We start from the raw sequence: 18147 nt of genomic DNA, 5'->3' as shown, positions 1-18147 counted from the left end.
AATCTCCTATGGACCTTGAAAGGAATGTTTCATGAATACCGAAGCTCCCATCACGGGCGCCGAAATCGTTGTCCGCTGCCTCGCTGAGGAAGGCGTAGAACACGTTTTCGGATACCCCGGCGGCGCCGTCCTCTATATCTACGACGCCATCTTCAAGCAGGACAAATTCCAGCACATCCTCGTTCGCCATGAGCAGGCTGCCATCCATGCCGCCGACGCGTATTCGCGCAGCTCGAACAAAGTGGGCGTGGCGCTGGTGACTTCCGGACCTGGCGTCACCAATGCGGTGACCGGCCTGTCCACCGCCTACATGGATTCTGTTCCGATGGTGGTCATTTCCGGCCAGGTGCCGAGCCACGCCATCGGTCAGGACGCCTTCCAGGAATGCGACACCGTCGGCATCACCCGCCCGGTGGTCAAGCACAACTTCCTGGTGAAGGACGTGAAAGACTTGGCGGAGACCATCAAGAAAGCCTTCTATATCGCCAAGACCGGCCGTCCGGGCCCGGTGCTGGTCGATATTCCAAAAGACATTTCGATGCACAAGCACGTGTACTCGTATCCGAAGGATATCGAGATGCGTTCCTACCGTCCGGTAGACAAGGGCCACGCCGGCCAGATCCGCAAGGCACTGCAACTGCTGCTGTCGGCCGAGCGTCCAATGATCTATACCGGCGGCGGCGTGATCCTGGCGCATGCATCGAATGAGCTGAACAAACTGGTTGAAAAGCTCGGCTTCCCGGTCACCAATACCCTGATGGGCCTGGGCGGTTCGCGCGCTTCCGATCCTTGCTTCGTCGGCATGCCAGGCATGCACGGCACTTACGAAGCCAACCTCGCGATGCAGAACTGCGACGTGCTGATTGCGATCGGCGCCCGCTTTGACGACCGCGTGATCGGCAATCCGAAGCACTTCAGCCAGAACCCGCGCAAGATCATCCACATCGACATCGACCCGTCGTCGATCTCGAAGCGCGTGAAAGTGGACATTCCTATCGTCGGCAACGTGAAGGACGTGCTGGTCGAACTCTTGTCGCAGCTGGAAGCGACCGAGCAGCGCCCGAACGCCGCCGCGCTGAAAGACTGGTGGAAGCAGATCAACGAATGGCGCGGCCGCAAGTGCCTGGCTTACGCCACTTCCGACCTGGTGATCAAGCCGCAGCAAGTGGTCGAATCGCTGTTCGACATCACCAAGGGCGACGCGTTCGTCACCTCCGACGTCGGCCAGCACCAGATGTGGGCTGCGCAGTATTACAGGTTCGACAAGCCGCGCCGCTGGATCAACTCCGGCGGCCTGGGCACCATGGGTGTCGGCCTGCCGTATGCCATGGGCGTGCAGATGGCCAATCCGGATGCGACCGTCGCCTGCATTACCGGCGAAGGCTCGATCCAGATGAATATCCAGGAACTGGCGACCTGCAAACAGTACCGCCTGACGCCGAAGATTATCCTGTTGAACAACCGTTTCCTGGGCATGGTCCGCCAATGGCAGCAGATCGACTACGGTTCGCGCTACTCCGAGTCCTATATGGATTCGCTGCCGGACTTCGAAAAGCTGGCCGAAGCGTACGGCCACGTCGGCATGCGTATCGAAAAGCCAGGCGACGTCGAAGGCGCGCTGAAGGAGGCGTTTGGCATGAAAGACCGGCTGGTCTTCATGAACTTCATTACCGACCAGAGTGAAAACGTGTGGCCGATGGTGAAGGCTGGCAAAGGCCTCTCCGAAATGCTGCTTGGCTCGGAGGACCTGTAATCATGCGCCATATTATTTCTGTACTGCTCGAAAACGAGGCGGGTGCGCTGTCCCGCGTGGTGGGCCTGTTCTCCGCCCGCGGCTACAACATCGAAACGCTGACCGTTGCGCCGACCGAAGATGCGACCCTGTCGCGGATGACCATCGTCACCACCGGTTCCGATGACATCATCGAACAGATCACCAAGCACCTGAACCGTCTGATCGAGGTGGTGAAGGTGGTGGACCTGACCGAAGGCCAGCACATCGAGCGCGAGCTGATGCTGATCAAGGTCCGCGCCGTCGGCAAGGAGCGCGAAGAGATGAAGCGTACCGCCGACATCTTCCGCGGCCGCATCATCGACGTGACCGAGAAGACCTACACCATTGAGCTGACGGGTGCCAAGAGCAAGCTGGACGCCTTCATCGACGCGATCGACCGCGCCTCGATCCTGGAGACTGTCCGTACCGGCGGCTCAGGCATTGGCCGCGGCGAGCGCATCCTCAAAGTCTAATAATTGAACCGAATTCACACCCAAGGAATGACCATGAAAGTTTTCTACGACAAAGACGCTGACCTCTCCCTCATCAAAGGCAAGAACGTTGCCATCATCGGCTATGGTTCGCAAGGCCACGCGCACGCACAGAATCTGACCGAATCCGGCGTGAACGTGACCGTCGGCCTGCGCAAGGGCGGCGCCTCCTGGCAGAAAGTCGAAGCGGCCGGCCTGAAAGTGGCGGAAGTGAACGAAGCGGTGAAGAACGCCGACGTCGTCATGATCCTGCTGCCGGATGAGAACATCGCCCAGGTGTACAAGGAAAACGTCGAACCGAACATCAAGCAAGGCGGCGTGCTGGCCTTCGCCCACGGCTTCAACGTGCACTACGGCCAGGTCGTGCCGCGGGCCGACCTGGACGTGATCATGATCGCACCCAAGGCCCCAGGTCACACCGTGCGTGGCACCTATCGCCAGGGCGGCGGCGTGCCTCACCTGATCGCCGTGTACCAGGACAAATCCGGCTCCGCCCGTGACATCGCGCTGTCGTACGCGTCGGCCAACGGTGGCGGCAAGGCTGGCATCATCGAAACCAACTTCCGCGAAGAGACCGAGACCGACCTGTTCGGCGAACAGGCAGTCCTGTGTGGCGGTACCGTGGAACTGATCAAGGCTGGCTTCGAAACCCTGGTGGAAGCAGGCTACGCGCCGGAAATGGCTTACTTCGAGTGCCTGCACGAACTTAAGCTGATCGTGGACCTGATCTACGAAGGCGGCATCGCCAACATGAACTACTCGATTTCCAACAACGCGGAGTACGGCGAGTACGTGACCGGTCCGAAAGTGGTGACCTCCGCCACCAAGGAAGCGATGCGCCAGTGCCTGAAAGACATCCAGACTGGCGAATACGCCAAGAGCTTCATCCTCGAGAACAAGGCCGGCGCACCGACCCTGATCTCCCGCCGCCGCCTCACTTCCGAGCACCAGATCGAGGAAGTCGGCGCCAAGCTGCGCGCGATGATGCCTTGGATCGCCAAAAACAAACTGGTCGATCAGTCCAAGAACTGATTGTCCCTAGAAGCAAACTTCAACGGCCCTTCGGGGCCGTTTTTTTATTTTGCTGCCGAGGCGAGGCCGGTACTGCCGGCATCGCGAATGAAGCGCGCCAGGATGTCGTCCATCGCCAGCTTGGTCGATTGCTGGACTGCATTCTTCATGGCAAACGCGCCGCCCCAGAACATCTTCCCGCCTTGAGTACGGCCATCGGCGCTATAGACCTTCCGGAACACTTCCCCTTTGATGTTGCGGATGCTGATCGCCAGCTCGATGTGCGCACCGTGGTCTTCGAATGAATATCGCTGCAGCTCAAGTACAAGGGTGTTACCGGAGTTCGATTTGTCGTTGCCTGCCTTGCTGACGTTTCCTAACGCTGCCACGACATCCGAAGAACGCATTGTGGCATCGGGGCGATGCGGAAATTCGGCATATCGTGCTCCGGGATGGGATCGGAGCTTCATTATACGGGCGGAAATGTCCACTTTGGTTCCTGACCCCAAAGTGGACAATTGTTTTACTTCAGCGCTTCGGTGAGGACGCGGCCTTCGGCGCCGGCTGGGGGGCGTACGTTCAGCAGGTGGGCGAGGGTGGGGGCGATGTCGACTACTTCGGCATATTGGCCGTAGTGGCCGGACTTCACCCATGGCTTGCCCATGACGATCAGTGGGACGTTGGTGTCGTAGGCATACGGCGAGCCGTGGGTGGTGCCTTTTCCGGTCGGGAAGCCAAAGATCCAGTGCGGCTTGGCTGCCACCATCAGGTCGCCGGAAATCTGGCGGTTCCAGGCCCTGCGCATCAGGGTCGCAATGCGCGTGCCGCCGACCGCACCGCTTTCCATCTGGGTGCGGGTGAACACGTCGGCCAAGCCGGGTTGCGACAACAGGAAGCGTGCTGCGGCATTTTCAACATCTTCGTGTTTCAGGCCTTTGCTCTCGATCTGGGCGTAGTCCAGGTGGAGGTTCGGGATCGAGTAGGCAGATACGCCCTTGGCCAGGCCAAATTTGGACGTCAGGTGGGCATTCAGGTCTTCCACCAGCTTTTTGCCGTCAATGTGGTTGACGCCAGCTTTCTGGACTTCGTTCGCAAATTCCGGGGTATTCGCGAAACCATGGTCGGCAGTCAGTACCACCAGCACATTGTCCATGCCGATGCGCTTGTCGATGTAGGAGAAGAAGTTGGACAGCATGCGGTCCAGGCGCAGCAGGTGGTCGTGCGAGATCTTGCTCTCCGGGCCGTAGCCGTGGTTCGCCAGGTCGTGTGCGGAGAAGCTGACGCCCAGCAGGTCGGGTACGCCGGCCGGATTCTTGCCGAGGTTCTCGCCTTCGATTGCAGCCTGCGCGAACTCCACGGTCAGCTCGTCGAGGAATGGAGACTCTTTCAGGCGCTTGTAATAGGCCGCGTCGGTCTTGCCCGATTCGCTGGAGAGCTGCAGGTTCGGCGCATCGCCGTAATCTCCCGCGTAGGCCGAATCTGCCAGCAGCGGCTTCCACTTGACGCCGTAGTAGCGCTCTTGCGGCTTGCCCGCCTGGTACTTCTGCACCCACTGCGGGTGCTCTTTCATGTAGAAGGTGGAGGACGCGAAATTGCCGCTTTCTTCCATATACATATAGGCCGTGCCGGTCTTGCCGCCCAGGAGGATGGCGCCACGGTCCTTGCCCGATACGGTAATCACCTTGGACTGCTGGCCGGTCGCGTAGCGCAGCTGGTCGCCCAGCGTATCCACGCGCAGGTTGGCCGGGGAGGTGCCGTCATGCGGGTCGGTCTTCTCGTTGCCGATGTACTTGTGATTGGTGTCCTCGGTGCAGTACATGCTGGCGCCGTTGGCCGGGTTCACCCAGTTATTGCCGATGATACCGTGCTGGTAAGGGTAGGCGCCGCTGAGGATGGCCGCATGGCCGACTGCGGTGACGGTAATGCCGTGTGCCTGGTGTGCGTTGCTGAACCATGCTCCCTGCTCCAGCAGGCGGCGGAAGCCGCCCTGGCCGAACTGGTGGGCGTAGCGCGTCACCTGTTCCTGCGGCAGGCCATCGACGGCCATGACCAGGACGAGTTTTGGTTGTGCAGGCTGTTTGGCCGGCGCCGCTTGGGCGCCGAACGTGGCCGCCAGGGCCAGTGCGGGAATCAGGTACTTTGCCATTTTCCTTGTTCATGAATGGAGTGGACGACACGTGATCATGCCACAAGCGGATGTCCGCGAGATGACACTTTTGTATCAGTTTCAGTTACATTCGAACTTCGACGATTACCTCAAAAGGAATTTGCATGTTCAAGCCCCTGGTTCTGTTGGCGACGCTCGGTTCTGCACAGATGGCGATGGCTGAGGCGCTGCCTACCGAAAATTCGCTCGTTACGGTGACGGCAGTGGGGTCAGTCACGGCGCCAAACGACGAAGCGCAGCTCGTGTTTGGCTACGAAGAGCAAGGCAAGGACAAGGCGGCGCTGGCTTCAAGCGTCAACCAGCGCCTGAAGCAGGGCGTCGCCCGATAAGCGATGCCAGGCTTGAGTCGCTCGACTTCGGCGACCAGCAACATCAGCAGTATCAGCGGGTAGAGGTTACGGGCAGCCGCATCCGCCGCGAAGACATCGGCGAAGTGGAAGAGCCAAGCCTGCAGCCCGGCGAGACCAGGTTACAGTTGCGCGCGACGGCAAAAATACGCTTCAAGTAATCGGCGTGTTACAAACGCTCACGAACTGTGACAGACCTGCAGTGCGATCTCAGTTAAAGTGCGTCCCATCGTAACCAAACAAGGAGAATAACAATGACCGTCCTGCAAGCTGTTGCCGCCGCCGCGCTGGTGTTGGGCGCCCAGACTGCCGTCGCGCAATCCGTCCCGACCGCCGGTGCCACCGTCATCGTGCCTGCCTATGGTGAAGTCACTGCCCCGAACGACCAGGCCGTCGCCGTGCTGGCGATCGAAGAACAGGACAAGGACAAGGCGGCTGCCGCCTCGCGCGTGAACCAGAAGATCAAGCAGGGCCTGGAAATCCTGAAGAAGGAAGACCCGCAAGCCAAGCTGAAAACCCAGGGTTATTATACCTATCCGGTCTATCCGGAAGACCGTCCGCTGCCGCCGGGCGCCGCGGCCAAGCCGCGCCAGCCGACCGCATGGCGCGTAGGTCAGTACGTGCAGATGACCACCACCAATATCGGCGTGCTGCCAAAGACCGTCGCCGCGGCGCAGAAGGTGCTGACGCTGAACGGCCTGTCCTTCGGCCTGAGCCCGGCAGCAACCCGCAAGCTGGACGACGCGCGCATCGCCGCCACTTACAAGAACCTGAACGAGCGCATTGCCTCCATCGCCTCCGCCATGGGCCGTCCGGTGAGCGACGCGGTGCTGGACACCATCGACTATGAAGGTTCCGGCAATTACGGCGGCGGCCCGGCCGGCGCTCCGGCGCCGATGATGGCCCGCATGGCAGCCAAGGCCGAGATGGACCAGTCCGTGGCGGAGCCAAGCTTCGAGCCAGGCGAAACCACGCTGGAAATGCGCGTGGTCGGCAAGGTCAAGTTCAAGTAAGCCAAAGTTGCCACTTCCATACGGGGTGTCCTCTATAATAGGGGCCACCCTGGTACAAAAAATGGAAGAGTATGGCCAAATTCCCCCGCCGCCGGCCTAAGAACGCCGCCGGCAAGCAATCGCTGTTCAGCCGTTTCGCCCGCCGCAAGGGGGCCGATGGCCTCGACAAGCCGCGCTCGCGCGGCATCTACCTGCTGCCGAACGCTTTCACCACCGGTGCGCTGTTCTGCGGCTTTTTCGCCATTGTCATGGCCATGAACCAGCGCTTCGAGCACGCTGCCTGGGCAATCTTCGTCGCCATGCTGCTGGACGGCCTGGATGGCCGCGTGGCGCGCCTGACCAACACCCAGAGCGAGTTCGGCGCGCAATACGATTCGCTGTCGGATATGGTGTCCTTCGGCGCCGCCCCGGCGCTGGTGATCTACGAGTTCGCGCTGCGCGGCCTGGGTAAGCTGGGCTGGATCGCCGCCTTCGTCTATTGCGCCGGCGCCGCCTTGCGGCTGGCGCGCTTCAACACCAATATCGAAGTGGTCGACAAGCGCTACTTCCAGGGCCTGCCATCGCCGGCTGCCGCTTCGCTGATCGCCGGCTTTGTCATGCTGTTGACTGACCTGGGCGTGGATGGCGTGTTCTATCCTTGGCAGGCCTGGGTCCTGGCGGTGTTTGCTGGCCTGAGCATGGTGTCGAACGTGCCGTTCTACAGCTTCAAGGACATCAATTTCCGCAAGTCGGTGCCATTCCTGGCCGTGTTCCTGATCGCGATGTTCTTCGCCCTGATTTCGATTGACCCGCCGAAGGTGCTGTTTGTGCTGTTCGTGGCATACGGACTGTCGGGCTACGTGATCTACCTGACCCGGCTGGTCAAGGGCAATCCGGTCAAACTGATCGAGAAAACCACGCCTGACGACAAGGCGTAACGCCGCAGGGGCGGCAATTCAACAGGAGCGCATCCATGAATAACCGCCTCATCATCTTTGACACCACGTTGCGCGACGGCGAGCAATCGCCGGGCGCTTCCATGACCCGCGAAGAGAAGGTGCGCATCGCCCGCCAGCTTGAAAAGCTGCGGGTCGATGTGATCGAGGCGGGCTTCGCCGCTGCTTCGCAGGGCGACTTCGAATCCATCCGTGCCATTGCCACCGCCGTGCGCGAGCCGATCGTGTGCTCGCTGGCGCGCGCCAATGACCGCGACCTGGCGCGTGCTGCCGAAGCGCTGGAACCGGCAGCGCGAAAGCGCATCCACACCTTCATTGCCACCTCGCCGCTGCATATGCAGATGAAGTTGCGCATGGAGCCCGGGCAGGTGCTGGAGCAAGCCAAACTGGCGATCCGCTTCGCCCGCAAGTTCACGGACGACATCGAGTTCAGCCCGGAAGACGGCAGCCGCTCGGAAGAAGATTTCCTTTGCCGCGTGCTGGAAAATGTCATCGCGGAAGGGGCTACTACCATCAATTTCCCCGACACCGTGGGCTATGCGGTGCCGGAATTGTACGGCGAAACCATCCGCCGCCTGCGCGAGCGCATTCCCAATTCCGACAAGGCAGTGTGGTCGGTGCACTGCCATAACGACCTTGGACTGGCGGTGGCGAATTCGCTGGCGGGCGTGATGATCGGCGGCGCGCGCCAGGTTGAGTGCACGATCAACGGCCTGGGCGAGCGCGCCGGCAATACCGCGCTGGAAGAGGTGGTCATGGCGCTGCGCACCCGTGCCGGCTACTTTAACCTGGACTGCGGCATCGATACCGCGCAGATCGTGCCGGCGTCGAAGATGGTGTCGCAGATCACCGGTTTCGCCGTTCAGCCGAACAAGGCGGTGGTCGGCGCCAACGCCTTTGCCCATGCCTCCGGCATCCACCAGGACGGCATTCTCAAGGCGCGCGAAACCTACGAAATCATGCGCGCTGAGGACGTGGGGTGGACTGCCAACAAGATCGTGCTGGGCAAGCTCTCCGGCCGCAACGCGTTCAAGCAGCGCCTGCAAGAATTGGGCATCGAGCTCGATTCCGAGGCCGAGGTCAACGCCGCCTTCGCCCGCTTCAAGGAGCTGGCCGACCGCAAGGCCGAAATTTTTGACGAAGATATCATGGCCCTGGTGAGCGATGAGGAAGCCGCTTCGGGCGGCGAGCATTACCGCTTCGTCTCCTTGGCGCAGCGTTCCGAGACTGGCGAACTGCCGTTTGCTCGCGTCGTATTCGCGATTGACGGCGTCGAGCACGCCGCCGAAGGCACCGGCGACGGCCCGGTTGACGCCATGGTCAACGCCATCGAAAGCCGGGCGCAAAGCGGCGCCGAGCTGGTGCTGTTCGCCATCAGCGGCATCAGCCCCGGCACCCAATCGCAAGGCGAGGTGACGATGCGGCTGGCGCATTCCGGCCGCATCGTCAACGGGGTCGGCGCCGACCCCGATATCGTCGTTGCTTCCGCCAAGGCCTACCTGGCGGGACTGAACAAACTGCACTCTAAAATCGAAAAATTGAATCCGCAGGTCTGAGCCGGATTTGCTTGGCAAGTCTTAAGGACAGAGTGCCGCACGCGCCATATGATGACCGCCTCGCCGAGTGAGTATTGAGAATGGATAAATTTGAATATCGCCGCGACCGCTACGAGGCGTTCCGCCAGTATGCCAATCCGCTGCTGAACCTGAGTGTTGTCGCCCGGCTGCCGGAGTTCCGTCACTATTGCAAGGAGCGGCAGCTGCCGCCGTTCCATTTTCTTTTGTACTGCCTGTACATGAGCGTGAAGGATGTCGACAATTTCCTCTACCGCGAGTTTGAGGGGGAGGTGATCAGGATCGACGATTTCTACGGCGCTTATACGGTGCTCAATCTGGACAATAACCTGAATTACGCGAGGTTCGACATGTCGAACGAGCGCGGGGAATTCATTTCACGCAGTCTGGCAGCCGGCGTCGAAGCCCGTGCGACGCGCGAGCTCATCAATACTGGCCGCGACCTGGCGCTGCGCGAACAGAAGAACAATGTCTACACCACCTGCATGCCGTGGCTCGACATGCGTGCAATCGAGCATCCGATTTACCAGTACAAGAGCGCGGACATTCCCTTAATCGCCTGGGGGCGTTACAGCGATCTGGACGGCGATACCATGACGGTCCCGTTCTGCGTCCAGGCGCACCACGGCTTCGTCGATGGCTACCACGTCCACTTGCTATTGCAGCGCCTTGGTGAGCGCATTGCTTTCGAAACCGGCTTGTGAGCAGTGGGCGCGCCGCTGTAGAACCGTCGCGAATTCCGCCACGCGTGGCGGAATTCCATCGCTTATTTGACGCGCTGTTTTTCGAGCTTGCGCGCCAGCGTGCGGCGATGCATGCCGAGCCGGCGCGCGGCTTCCGAGATATTGAAGCCTGTTTCCGCCAGCACCTGATGGATGTGCTCCCACTCCAGCGTCTTGATGGAGGTCGAGCGGTTGGTCAGTTCCACCTCGGCCACCCCGGCCACGTGCGAGAAGGCCGCTTCGATATCGTCCGTGTTGGACGGCTTGGCAAGGTACTGGCAGGCACCCAGCTTGACCGCTTCGACCGCGGTCACGATGCTGGCGAAACCGGTTAGCACCACAATCAGCATGTCGGGCGAATGGGTGTGCAGGGCCTGCACGCAGGCCAGGCCGGAGGTGCTGCCTTCCAGCTTGAGGTCGACCACCGCATGCGTGGGCGTGTGCTTTTGCAGCAGGGCGCCGACTTCGTCCAGGTTGCTTGCGCGAAGAACGGCATAGCCGCGCCGCTCGAACGAGCGCGAAAGCGTGCGCGCGAACGCTGGGTCGTCTTCCACGATCAACAATAAGCGCTCTGTAGCCATCATGCCTTTCCTATTCCAGTGCGATTGCCGACAGCGGCAGGCGCAGCTCGACCAGTGCGCCCTTGTCCAGGTTGCGTGCTTCGACAGTGCCGCCCAATGTGCGAATCACGTTCACGACCAGGAACAGTCCGAGGCCGCTGCCGGGCCGGCCTTTGCTTGACTGGTAAGGCTTGCCGAACTGCGCCAGCATCGGCGGCGCGAAACCGGGACCGCGGTCGCTGACCGCCAGCTTCAGCACTTCGCCGTCAGCCGACGCTTCCAACCGCACCCACTGTGGCGAGGCTTCCAGCGCGTTGTCGAGCAGGTTGAAAATAGTCTGCTTGAGGGCGGATTCGAACACCACCGGCAGGTCGTTCGGCAGTTGGTCATCGTATTCGAAGGCCACGACAGGACGGTTGCTGCGCCATTCTTCCAGCATTTCGTCGAGGAAGGCGCGCAGCGTGGTCTTGGCCGAAGACTCGCCCCTCAGCTCGCCGGCCGACAACAGGATGCCGGTCACGATGGTCTTGCAACGCTGGAGCTGCGTCTGCATCTCTTCGATATCCTCCTGCAGTGCCGCGTTGCCCGCAAATTCAGGCATGCGGCGCCAATCGCCCAGCAGGACTGCCATGGTCGCCATCGGCGTGCCCAGTTCGTGGGCGGCGCCCGATGCCAGGAGGCCCATGCGCACGATATGGTCCTCTTCGGCCGCACGCTGGCGCAGTTCCGCCAGATGGGCGTCGCGCTCGCGCAGGTTGCCTGTGATGCGCTTGATCAGGATGACCAGCAAGCCGGCGTTCAGCAGGAAGCACAGCAGCATGCCCACCACGTACAGGTGGGCGAAGGCGCGTTCGTCTTCCAGCAGCAGGGGCAGGGGCTTGGAGAACAGGGCCAGGCCGCCCAGGCAGGCGCCCGTGATGCCGACGATGGTCCAGGCCGCCCAGGCATCGAGCAGCACGGCCGACAGGATCACCTGCAGCAGGTAGAGGAAGGCAAAGGGATTGGTGGTGCCGCCGCTGAAATGCAGCTGCGCCGTCAGGCTGGCCACGTCGACCAGCAGGGCCAGCAGCATCTCGTTATTGGTGACGATCGGGTTTTCGTGCCAGCGCAAATGACTGCCGATGTTGAAGGCGATCAGGCAGGCCAGCACCGTGAGCATTTGCGGCATCGGCAGGTTGAGGCCCAGGCCAAGGGTTACGCCGGCGATGGTCGTGATCTGGCCCAGTACCGCGATCCAGCGCAGCCGGATCAGGTACAGCATGTTCTTGTGGCCGGTAGTGTCGCCGACGCCCGCCGCCAGGGACAAGGACATCATTCCGCCGGGTTCCGCCGTTTTTTCCGAGTGATTTGCCATGTGCGTCCGATGATCATCAACGCTAGAGCATACCAAGTCAATGCGTATACCAGGTGATTATCACGGAAAGCGATCACGGTCAGGCCGCCGACGGGCTGCCCGGCCTGCGGGGCAGGGCTGGCATCGGCATCGATGAAGTAGGGGGCGACACGCGCCAGGCCGCGGGCGCTGGCAATGGCCTGCACGTCGCGCGAATACCAGCGTTGGCTGGCAGGATCGTTCTTGCGCAGCAGGTCGCCGTCGGGCTGGCTCATGCGCAGCAGGCCGGTGACCGTCGCCTGGGCCGTGCCGGAGCCGGCGCCAGTCTTGCGGTCGGCGATATAGCCGCGATTAATGAGGATGGTCTCGCCGGAAGCGGTTTGCAGCGGCGTCATGACCCAGAAGCCAAGGCCAAGCTGGGTTGAGGCTTGCACCAGGGTGCTGCGATCGAGCAGCAGGGTGCCGGAAACTTGCACATGCCGGTATTCGGCATTGTCGGCTGTCAGGGACGGCCATTCGGGATTGGCGGGAGCGGCCACCGGAGCCGCATGCGCCCGCTGGTTGACGCGGGCGATCAGCTCCTGCTTCCACTGCATGCGGAACAGCTGCCAGGTGCCGAGCGCCAGGAACAATGCACAGGCGAGCGAAATCCCGGCGGCCCAAAAAAGGCGCGCCCGCGGGGAGGCGGTGCGCGCTTTGCTCAAGGCATGTCGTGCATTGGATGCACGGAAGAACTGCCGGCCGGACCCATGGACGGCATCATATTGTGGTTCAGGTGATACATGACCCAGATCGAACCGATCAGCACAATCGCCACCAGCACGATGGTGAAGATCAGTGCCAGCAGCGTCCAGCCGCCTTCGGAACGGGAGTTCATGTGCAGGAAGTAGACCATGTGAACCACGATCTGCACCGCGGCGAAGCCGAGGATGACGAAGGCGGTGGTGCTCGAATCCTTGATCACGTTGCCCATGACGAGCCAGAACGGAATCGCGGTCAGGATTACCGACAGGATGAAGCCGATGGCATAGCTCTTCATGCTGCCGTGGTCATGGCCGCCGCCGTGCGCGCCGTGGCCGTGGCCATGTTCGTGGTCGTGGTGTGCGCTCATGGCAGGACTCCCATCAGGTAGACAAAGGTAAAGACGCCGATCCAGATCACGTCCAGGAAGTGCCAGAACATCGACAGGCACATCAGGCGGCGCTGGTTGGCTTCAACCAGGCCATGGCGGTTCAGCTGGACCATCAGGGTGACCAGCCAGATCACGCCAAAGGTCACGTGCAGGCCGTGGGTGCCGACCAGTGCGAAGAACGAGGTCAGGAACGCGCTGCGCTGCGGGCCTGCGCCTTCGTGGATCAGGTGCATGAATTCGTACATTTCCAGGCCGAGGAAGGCCACGCCGAACAGGCCGGTGACCGCCAGCCATGCCAGGGTCGACCCCAGCTTGGCGCGCTGCGAGGCCAGCATGGCAAAGCCGTAGGTGATCGACGACAGCAGCAGGAAACCGGTATTCAGGGCTACCAGCGGCAGGTCGAACAGCTCGGCGCCGGACGGGCCGCCCGCGAAGTTGCGGCCCAGGACTGCGTAAGCGATGAACAGGACGGCGAAGATCAGGCAGTCGCTCATCAGGTAGAGCCAGAAGCCCAGCAGGGTGCCGTTCTCCGGATGGTGTTCGCGAACGTGGAACGGCATGTCGTCCTGCGCGCCGTGCGCACCTGCCTTTGCAGGATCAAGAACGAGTTCAGACATTGGCTGCCTCCAGGATACGGGTGCGCTCGGCTTCGGTCACAACGACTTCCTCGGCCGGGATGTAGTAATCGCGCTTGTAGTTAAAGGTATGGATGATCGCCGCGCCCACGGTGGCCACCAGGCCGAGCACTGCGAAGATCCACATTTGCCAGACCAGGGCGAAGCCGGTCACGGCGCTCAGGCCGGCAATGACGAAGCCGGCAGCCGTGTTCTTCGGCATGTGGATGGCCACGAAGTCTTTCACCGGACGGATGTAGTTACGGCGCTTCATGTCGGTCCAGCTGTCGTTGTCGTACACGCGCGGGGTGAATGCAAAGTTATAGTCCGGAGGAGGGGACGAAGTGGACCACTCCAGGGTACGGCCATCCCATGGGTCGCCGGTTACGTCGCGCAGGGCGGCGCGGCGGCGGAACGACACGTAGAACTGGATCAGCATGGAGCCGATACCACCGGCGATCAGCACGGCGCCAACGGCGGCGATCTGGAACCAGACCTGCAGCGAAGGATCCTCGAAGTGGCTCATGCGGCGGGTCACGCCCATCAGGCCCAGCACGTACAGCGGCATGAAGGCGAGGTAGAAGCCGACCACCCAGCACCAGAAGGAGACTTTGCCCCAGAACACGTCCAGCTTGTAGCCGAAGGCTTTCGGGAACCAGTAGTTAATTGCAGCGAACACGCCGAACACCACGCCGCCGATGATCACGTTGTGGAAGTGTGCGATCAGGAACAGGGAGTTGTGCAGCACGAAGTCCGCAGGAGGAACGGCCAGCAGCACGCCGGTCATGCCACCGATCACGAAGGTGATCATGAAGGCGATGGTCCACATCATCGGCAGTTCAAAGCGGATACGGCCGCGGTACATGGTGAACAGCCAGTTGAAGATCTTGGCGCCGGTCGGGATCGAAATGATCATCGTCGTGATGCCGAAGAAGGAGTTCACGCTGGCGCCGGAGCCCATGGTGAAGAAGTGGTGCAGCCATACCAGGTAGGACAGGATGGTGATCACCACGGTAGCGTAGACCATCGACGAGTAGCCGAACAGGCGCTTGCCGGAGAAGGTGGACACGATTTCCGAGAACACGCCGAACACCGGCAGCACCAGGATGTACACCTCCGGGTGGCCCCAGATCCAGATCAGGTTCACGTACAACATGGCGTCGCCGCCGAAATCGCTGGTGAAGAAGTGGGTGCCGAAGGTGCGGTCCAGCGACAGCATGCCCAGTACGGCGGTCAGCACAGGGAAGGTCACTACGATCAGCACGTTGGTGCACAGCGAAGTCCAGGTGAAGACAGGCATCTTCATCAGCTTCATGCCCGGCGCGCGCATCTTGACGATGGTAGCGATCAGGTTGACCCCTGAGAGCAATGTCCCGACCCCCGCGACCTGCAAGGACCAGATGTAGTAATCCACCCCGACGTCCGGGCTGGCCAGGATGCCGGACAGCGGCGGGTAAGCCAGCCAGCCGGTTTTCGCGTACTCGCCGACGAACAGCGAGACCATGGTCAGGCCGCCGCCGAATGCGGTCATCCAGAAGGAGAAGTTGTTCAGGAACGGGAAGGCCACGTCGCGCGCGCCGATCTGCAGCGGCACCACGTAGTTCATCAGGCCGGTCACGAAAGGCATCGCCACGAAGAAGATCATGATCACGCCGTGGGCGGTGAAGATCTGGTCGTAGTGGTGCGGAGGCAGGTAGCCCATCTGGTCGCCGAAGGCGATGGCTTGCTGCAGGCGCATCATCAGCGCGTCGGCAAAGCCGCGCAGCAGCATGACCAGGCCGAGCACCATGTACATGATGCCGATCTTCTTGTGGTCGATACTGGTGATCCAGTCACGCCACAGCGGGCCCCAGAGGCGGTATTTGGTCATGGCACCGAGAATGGCCATGCCGCCCAGCAGCACCATGGTGAAGGTGGCGACAAGAATCGGCTCGTGATAAGGGATTGCTTCCCAGCTCAGCCGGCCCAGCAACGGGTGGAGGGTTTGGTTGTCCATATTCAGTTCTTGCGGGAAGTAGATGCGAGGGCAACGTCCGCTTTGGCTTCAGCGTAGGTATCGCTTGGCGTGCAGATGCGTGCTTCCATTTCTTTCTTGGCGACGACGGCGCGCACACGGGCGGCATCGGCAGCCATGGTGTGGCTGGCGCAGGTCGAACCCGGTTCAACGCAGCGGTTGATGATCGCGGTATACAGCTCTTTTTCCACCGCGCCGTAACGGCGCACAGGTTCGCGCTCGCTTGGCTTTTCGAGGGCCATGTAATCGGCCCGGTCCAGGTTGCCGCCGCCGGCCTTGGTCTTGGCGACCCAGGCGTCGAAGTCGGCGCTCGACATGCCGTGGTACTTGAAGCGCATGTGCGAGAAGCCCGCGCCGCTGTAGTTGGCCGAGAAACCTTCATACGTGCCCGGCTTGTTCAGCACCGCGTTCAGCGTCGTGTCCATGCCCGGCATGGCATAGATCTGGCCGGCCAGCGCTGGAATGTAGAACGAGTTCATCACGGTCGAAGCGGTGATCTTGAAGCGGATCGGGGTGTCGATCGGGGTCACCAGTTCATTGACGGTGGCAATGCCCTGTTCCGGGTAGATGAACAGCCATTTCCAGTCCAGGGCCACCACTTGCACCACCAGCGGCTTGTGGTCGGCTGCCAGCGGACGCTTTTCGTCGATGCGGCTCAGTGGACGGTACGGGTCCAGCAGGTGGGTGCTGATCCAGGTCAGCAGGCCGAGCACGATGATGATCAGCAGCGGGGCGCCCCAGATCACCAGTTCGAGCTGGGTCGAGTGGTCCCAGTCAGGTGTATATTTGGCGTTGGCGTTGCCTTTTCGGTAACGCCAAGCGAACAGCACAGTCAGGGCGATCACCGGTACGATGATCAGCAACATGAGCAGCGTCGAGATGGTCACCAGCTGCGCCTGTTGCGAGGCAACATCGCCGGCAGGGTTCATAACGATGGTATTGCAGCCTGTAAGGCAGACGGCTGCGAGGAGGAGAAGTAATATAGGCATGCGCAAGAAACAATGTCCTAAGTCAAGAATCTTTCTATTTTGAAGGGTCTGGACAAGGCGCGAAATTGGACATATTGTCCTACCAGCAGGTTAGATAACAGTAATAAACACCGGTGATATCTCTCAACCGGTGAGAGACAGGAGACTGAACCATGCAGAGTATGTCCGCACCAGCCCACGGAATTCCGATGCGGCCATCCGATTCGAGCGACCAGCACATTGCCCCCGGCGAAATTGCCGTGGGCGTGGTGATTGGCCGGGCTTCCGAATATTTCGACTTTTTCGTTTATGCTATTGCCTCCGTCCTGGTGTTCCCGGCGGTGTTTTTCCCGTTCGCCTCGCAGCTCGACGGGATGCTGTACTCCTTCGTGATCTTTTCATTTGCATTTTTGGCAAGGCCGCTGGGCACGGCGACCTTCATGGCGATCCAGCTGCGGTTCGGGCGCGAAGCCAAGCTGACGGCGGCGCTATTCCTGCTGGGCGCATCGACGGCGGGCATGGCCTTCCTGCCGACTTATGGGCAGAGCGGGATGGGCGCGCTGGCCTTGCTGGCCATGCTGCGCTTCGGGCAGGGTATTGCGCTGGGCGGCTCCTGGGACGGCCTGCCGTCGCTGCTGGCCTTGAATGCACCGAAAGAGAAGCGCGGCTGGTATGCCATGCTGGGCCAGTTGGGCGCGCCGACCGGCTTTATCGTCGCGGCTGGCCTGTTCTCCTTCCTGCTGGCGAACCTGTCCAGCGCCGACTTCCTCGACTGGGGCTGGCGCTACCCGTTCTATGTTGCCTTTGCGATCAATGTGGTGGCCCTGTTTGCGCGCCTGCGCCTGGTGTCGACCAATGAATACGCGCGCCTGCTGGAAGAACGCGAACTCCAGCCGACCGATATCGGCGAATTGTTCAAGTCGCAAGGCCGCAACGTCGTGATCGGCGCGCTGGCGGCGCTGGCCAGCTACGCGCTGTTCCACCTGGTAACGGTCTTCCCCCTGTCTTGGATCACGCTGTACTCGGAACGCTCGGTCAGCGAATTCCTGGTCATCCAGATAGGCGGCGCGTTCATTGCCGCAGCCTGCATCGTCGCCTCGGGCTGGATTGCCGACCGCATCGGCCGTCGCCGCACGCTGGGATCGCTGGCCGTGCTGATTGGCGTGTTCAGCGGCTTCGTCCCGCTGCTGATGCAGGGCGGTGACGCGGGGCAGACCACCTTCATCCTGCTCGGCTTCGCGTTGCTGGGCCTGTCCTACGGCCAGGCTGCCGGCGCCGTGACCGCCAACTTCGAGTCACGCTTCCGCTACAGCGGCGCAGCGCTGACCTCGGACCTGGCCTGGCTGGTCGGTGCCGCCTTCGCCCCGCTGGTTGCGCTCGGCCTGTCGGCGCACTTTGGCCTGGCTTACGTCAGCCTGTACCTGCTGTCCGGCGCCGCCGGCTCGCTTGCCGCCCTCAGCCTCAACCGCGCCCTTGAAATCAAGGACTAAAT

General features: G+C 61.5%; 18 protein-coding genes. 9 read left to right on the top strand and 9 right to left on the bottom strand.

Annotated features, from left to right (window positions below; genetic code table 11):
* Positions 1–31: 31 nt before the first annotated feature.
* Genes ACWBU6_RS21480 through ilvC form a run of 3 tightly spaced genes read left to right on the top strand, consistent with a single transcriptional unit; the run spans position 32 to position 3297 of the window.
* Positions 32–1753, top strand: a complete 1722-nt coding sequence (locus ACWBU6_RS21480) for an acetolactate synthase 3 catalytic subunit (protein ID WP_452645394.1) — start codon at positions 32–34, stop codon at positions 1751–1753.
* A 2-nt stretch (positions 1754–1755) separates the two neighbouring features.
* The gene (ilvN, locus tag ACWBU6_RS21475; protein WP_028104341.1) at positions 1756–2247 is read left to right on the top strand and encodes an acetolactate synthase small subunit; all 492 of its coding nucleotides are present in this window, start codon (positions 1756–1758) and stop codon (positions 2245–2247) included.
* Positions 2248–2280: 33 nt separating this feature from the next.
* Positions 2281–3297 carry a ketol-acid reductoisomerase gene (gene ilvC, locus ACWBU6_RS21470; protein ID WP_426336189.1) on the top strand — a complete coding sequence of 339 codons (1017 nt, stop codon included), beginning with the start codon at positions 2281–2283 and terminating at the stop codon, positions 3295–3297.
* A 44-nt stretch (positions 3298–3341) separates the two neighbouring features.
* Here the strand turns inward: ilvC and ACWBU6_RS21465 are convergent, their stop codons facing one another.
* A complete protein-coding gene (locus tag ACWBU6_RS21465) occupies positions 3342–3683 on the bottom strand; it encodes a hypothetical protein (RefSeq protein WP_452645393.1) in 342 nt (113 codons plus the stop codon).
* A gap of 116 nt (positions 3684–3799) precedes the next feature.
* Entirely contained in the window at positions 3800–5422 is a 1623-nt protein-coding gene (locus tag ACWBU6_RS21460; RefSeq protein ID WP_452645392.1) for an alkaline phosphatase family protein, read from the bottom strand.
* Between the two features lie 125 nt (positions 5423–5547).
* On the opposite strand from ACWBU6_RS21460, the gene ACWBU6_RS21455 reads away from it, so the two are divergent.
* The 5 genes from ACWBU6_RS21455 to ACWBU6_RS21435 all read left to right on the top strand — a co-directional run bounded on the left by ACWBU6_RS21455 (position 5548) and on the right by ACWBU6_RS21435 (position 10016).
* Positions 5548–5772, top strand: a complete 225-nt coding sequence (locus ACWBU6_RS21455) for an SIMPL domain-containing protein (protein ID WP_452645391.1) — start codon at positions 5548–5550, stop codon at positions 5770–5772.
* Positions 5773–6044: 272 nt separating this feature from the next.
* Complete coding sequence (locus ACWBU6_RS21450; protein ID WP_452645390.1) at positions 6045–6803, top strand: SIMPL domain-containing protein; 759 nt, start codon at positions 6045–6047, stop codon at positions 6801–6803.
* A gap of 71 nt (positions 6804–6874) precedes the next feature.
* Positions 6875–7720, top strand: coding sequence for a CDP-diacylglycerol--serine O-phosphatidyltransferase (gene pssA / locus ACWBU6_RS21445; RefSeq protein ID WP_452645389.1), 846 nt, complete (start codon positions 6875–6877; stop codon positions 7718–7720).
* A 35-nt stretch (positions 7721–7755) separates the two neighbouring features.
* Positions 7756–9294, top strand: a complete 1539-nt coding sequence (locus tag ACWBU6_RS21440) for a 2-isopropylmalate synthase (protein ID WP_452645388.1) — start codon at positions 7756–7758, stop codon at positions 9292–9294.
* An 80-nt stretch (positions 9295–9374) separates the two neighbouring features.
* Positions 9375–10016: a CatA-like O-acetyltransferase gene (locus ACWBU6_RS21435; RefSeq protein ID WP_452645387.1), complete on the top strand. Its 642-nt coding sequence runs from the start codon at positions 9375–9377 to the stop codon at positions 10014–10016.
* Between the two features lie 62 nt (positions 10017–10078).
* On the opposite strand, the gene ACWBU6_RS21430 is transcribed toward ACWBU6_RS21435, so the two are convergent.
* Genes ACWBU6_RS21430 through cyoA form a run of 7 tightly spaced genes read right to left on the bottom strand, consistent with a single transcriptional unit; the run spans position 10079 to position 16616 of the window.
* Positions 10079–10615, bottom strand: a complete 537-nt coding sequence (locus tag ACWBU6_RS21430; RefSeq protein WP_452649597.1) for a response regulator transcription factor — start codon at positions 10613–10615, stop codon at positions 10079–10081.
* Between the two features lie 10 nt (positions 10616–10625).
* Positions 10626–11909, bottom strand: a complete 1284-nt coding sequence (locus tag ACWBU6_RS21425) for an ATP-binding protein (protein ID WP_452645386.1) — start codon at positions 11907–11909, stop codon at positions 10626–10628.
* Complete coding sequence (locus ACWBU6_RS21420; RefSeq protein WP_452645385.1) at positions 11906–12631, bottom strand: SURF1 family protein; 726 nt, start codon at positions 12629–12631, stop codon at positions 11906–11908. The genes ACWBU6_RS21425 and ACWBU6_RS21420 overlap by 4 nt, the downstream gene beginning before the upstream one ends.
* On the bottom strand, positions 12628–13038 hold the full coding sequence (gene cyoD, locus ACWBU6_RS21415; protein ID WP_452645384.1) for a cytochrome o ubiquinol oxidase subunit IV: 411 nt from the start codon (positions 13036–13038) through the stop codon (positions 12628–12630). Before cyoD ends, ACWBU6_RS21420 begins: the two co-directional genes overlap by 4 nt.
* Positions 13035–13619 carry a cytochrome o ubiquinol oxidase subunit III gene (gene cyoC, locus ACWBU6_RS21410; protein ID WP_452649596.1) on the bottom strand — a complete coding sequence of 195 codons (585 nt, stop codon included), beginning with the start codon at positions 13617–13619 and terminating at the stop codon, positions 13035–13037. Before cyoC ends, cyoD begins: the two co-directional genes overlap by 4 nt.
* A 49-nt stretch (positions 13620–13668) precedes the next feature.
* Positions 13669–15669 (bottom strand): cytochrome o ubiquinol oxidase subunit I, encoded by a 2001-nt coding sequence (gene cyoB / locus ACWBU6_RS21405; protein WP_452645383.1) that lies wholly within the window; start codon positions 15667–15669, stop codon positions 13669–13671.
* A gap of 2 nt (positions 15670–15671) precedes the next feature.
* The gene (gene cyoA, locus ACWBU6_RS21400) at positions 15672–16616 is read right to left on the bottom strand and encodes a ubiquinol oxidase subunit II (protein ID WP_452645382.1); all 945 of its coding nucleotides are present in this window, start codon (positions 16614–16616) and stop codon (positions 15672–15674) included.
* Between the two features lie 221 nt (positions 16617–16837).
* Here cyoA and ACWBU6_RS21395 point away from each other — a divergent pair, with 221 nt between their 5' ends.
* Positions 16838–18145: an MFS transporter gene (locus ACWBU6_RS21395; RefSeq protein WP_452649595.1), complete on the top strand. Its 1308-nt coding sequence runs from the start codon at positions 16838–16840 to the stop codon at positions 18143–18145.
* Positions 18146–18147: the final 2 nt, after the last annotated feature.

This window comes from Pseudoduganella sp. HUAS MS19, assembly GCF_053615455.1.
The sequence above is the reverse complement of the archived record's forward strand: the minus strand, read 5'-3'. Positions and strand labels throughout refer to the sequence as shown.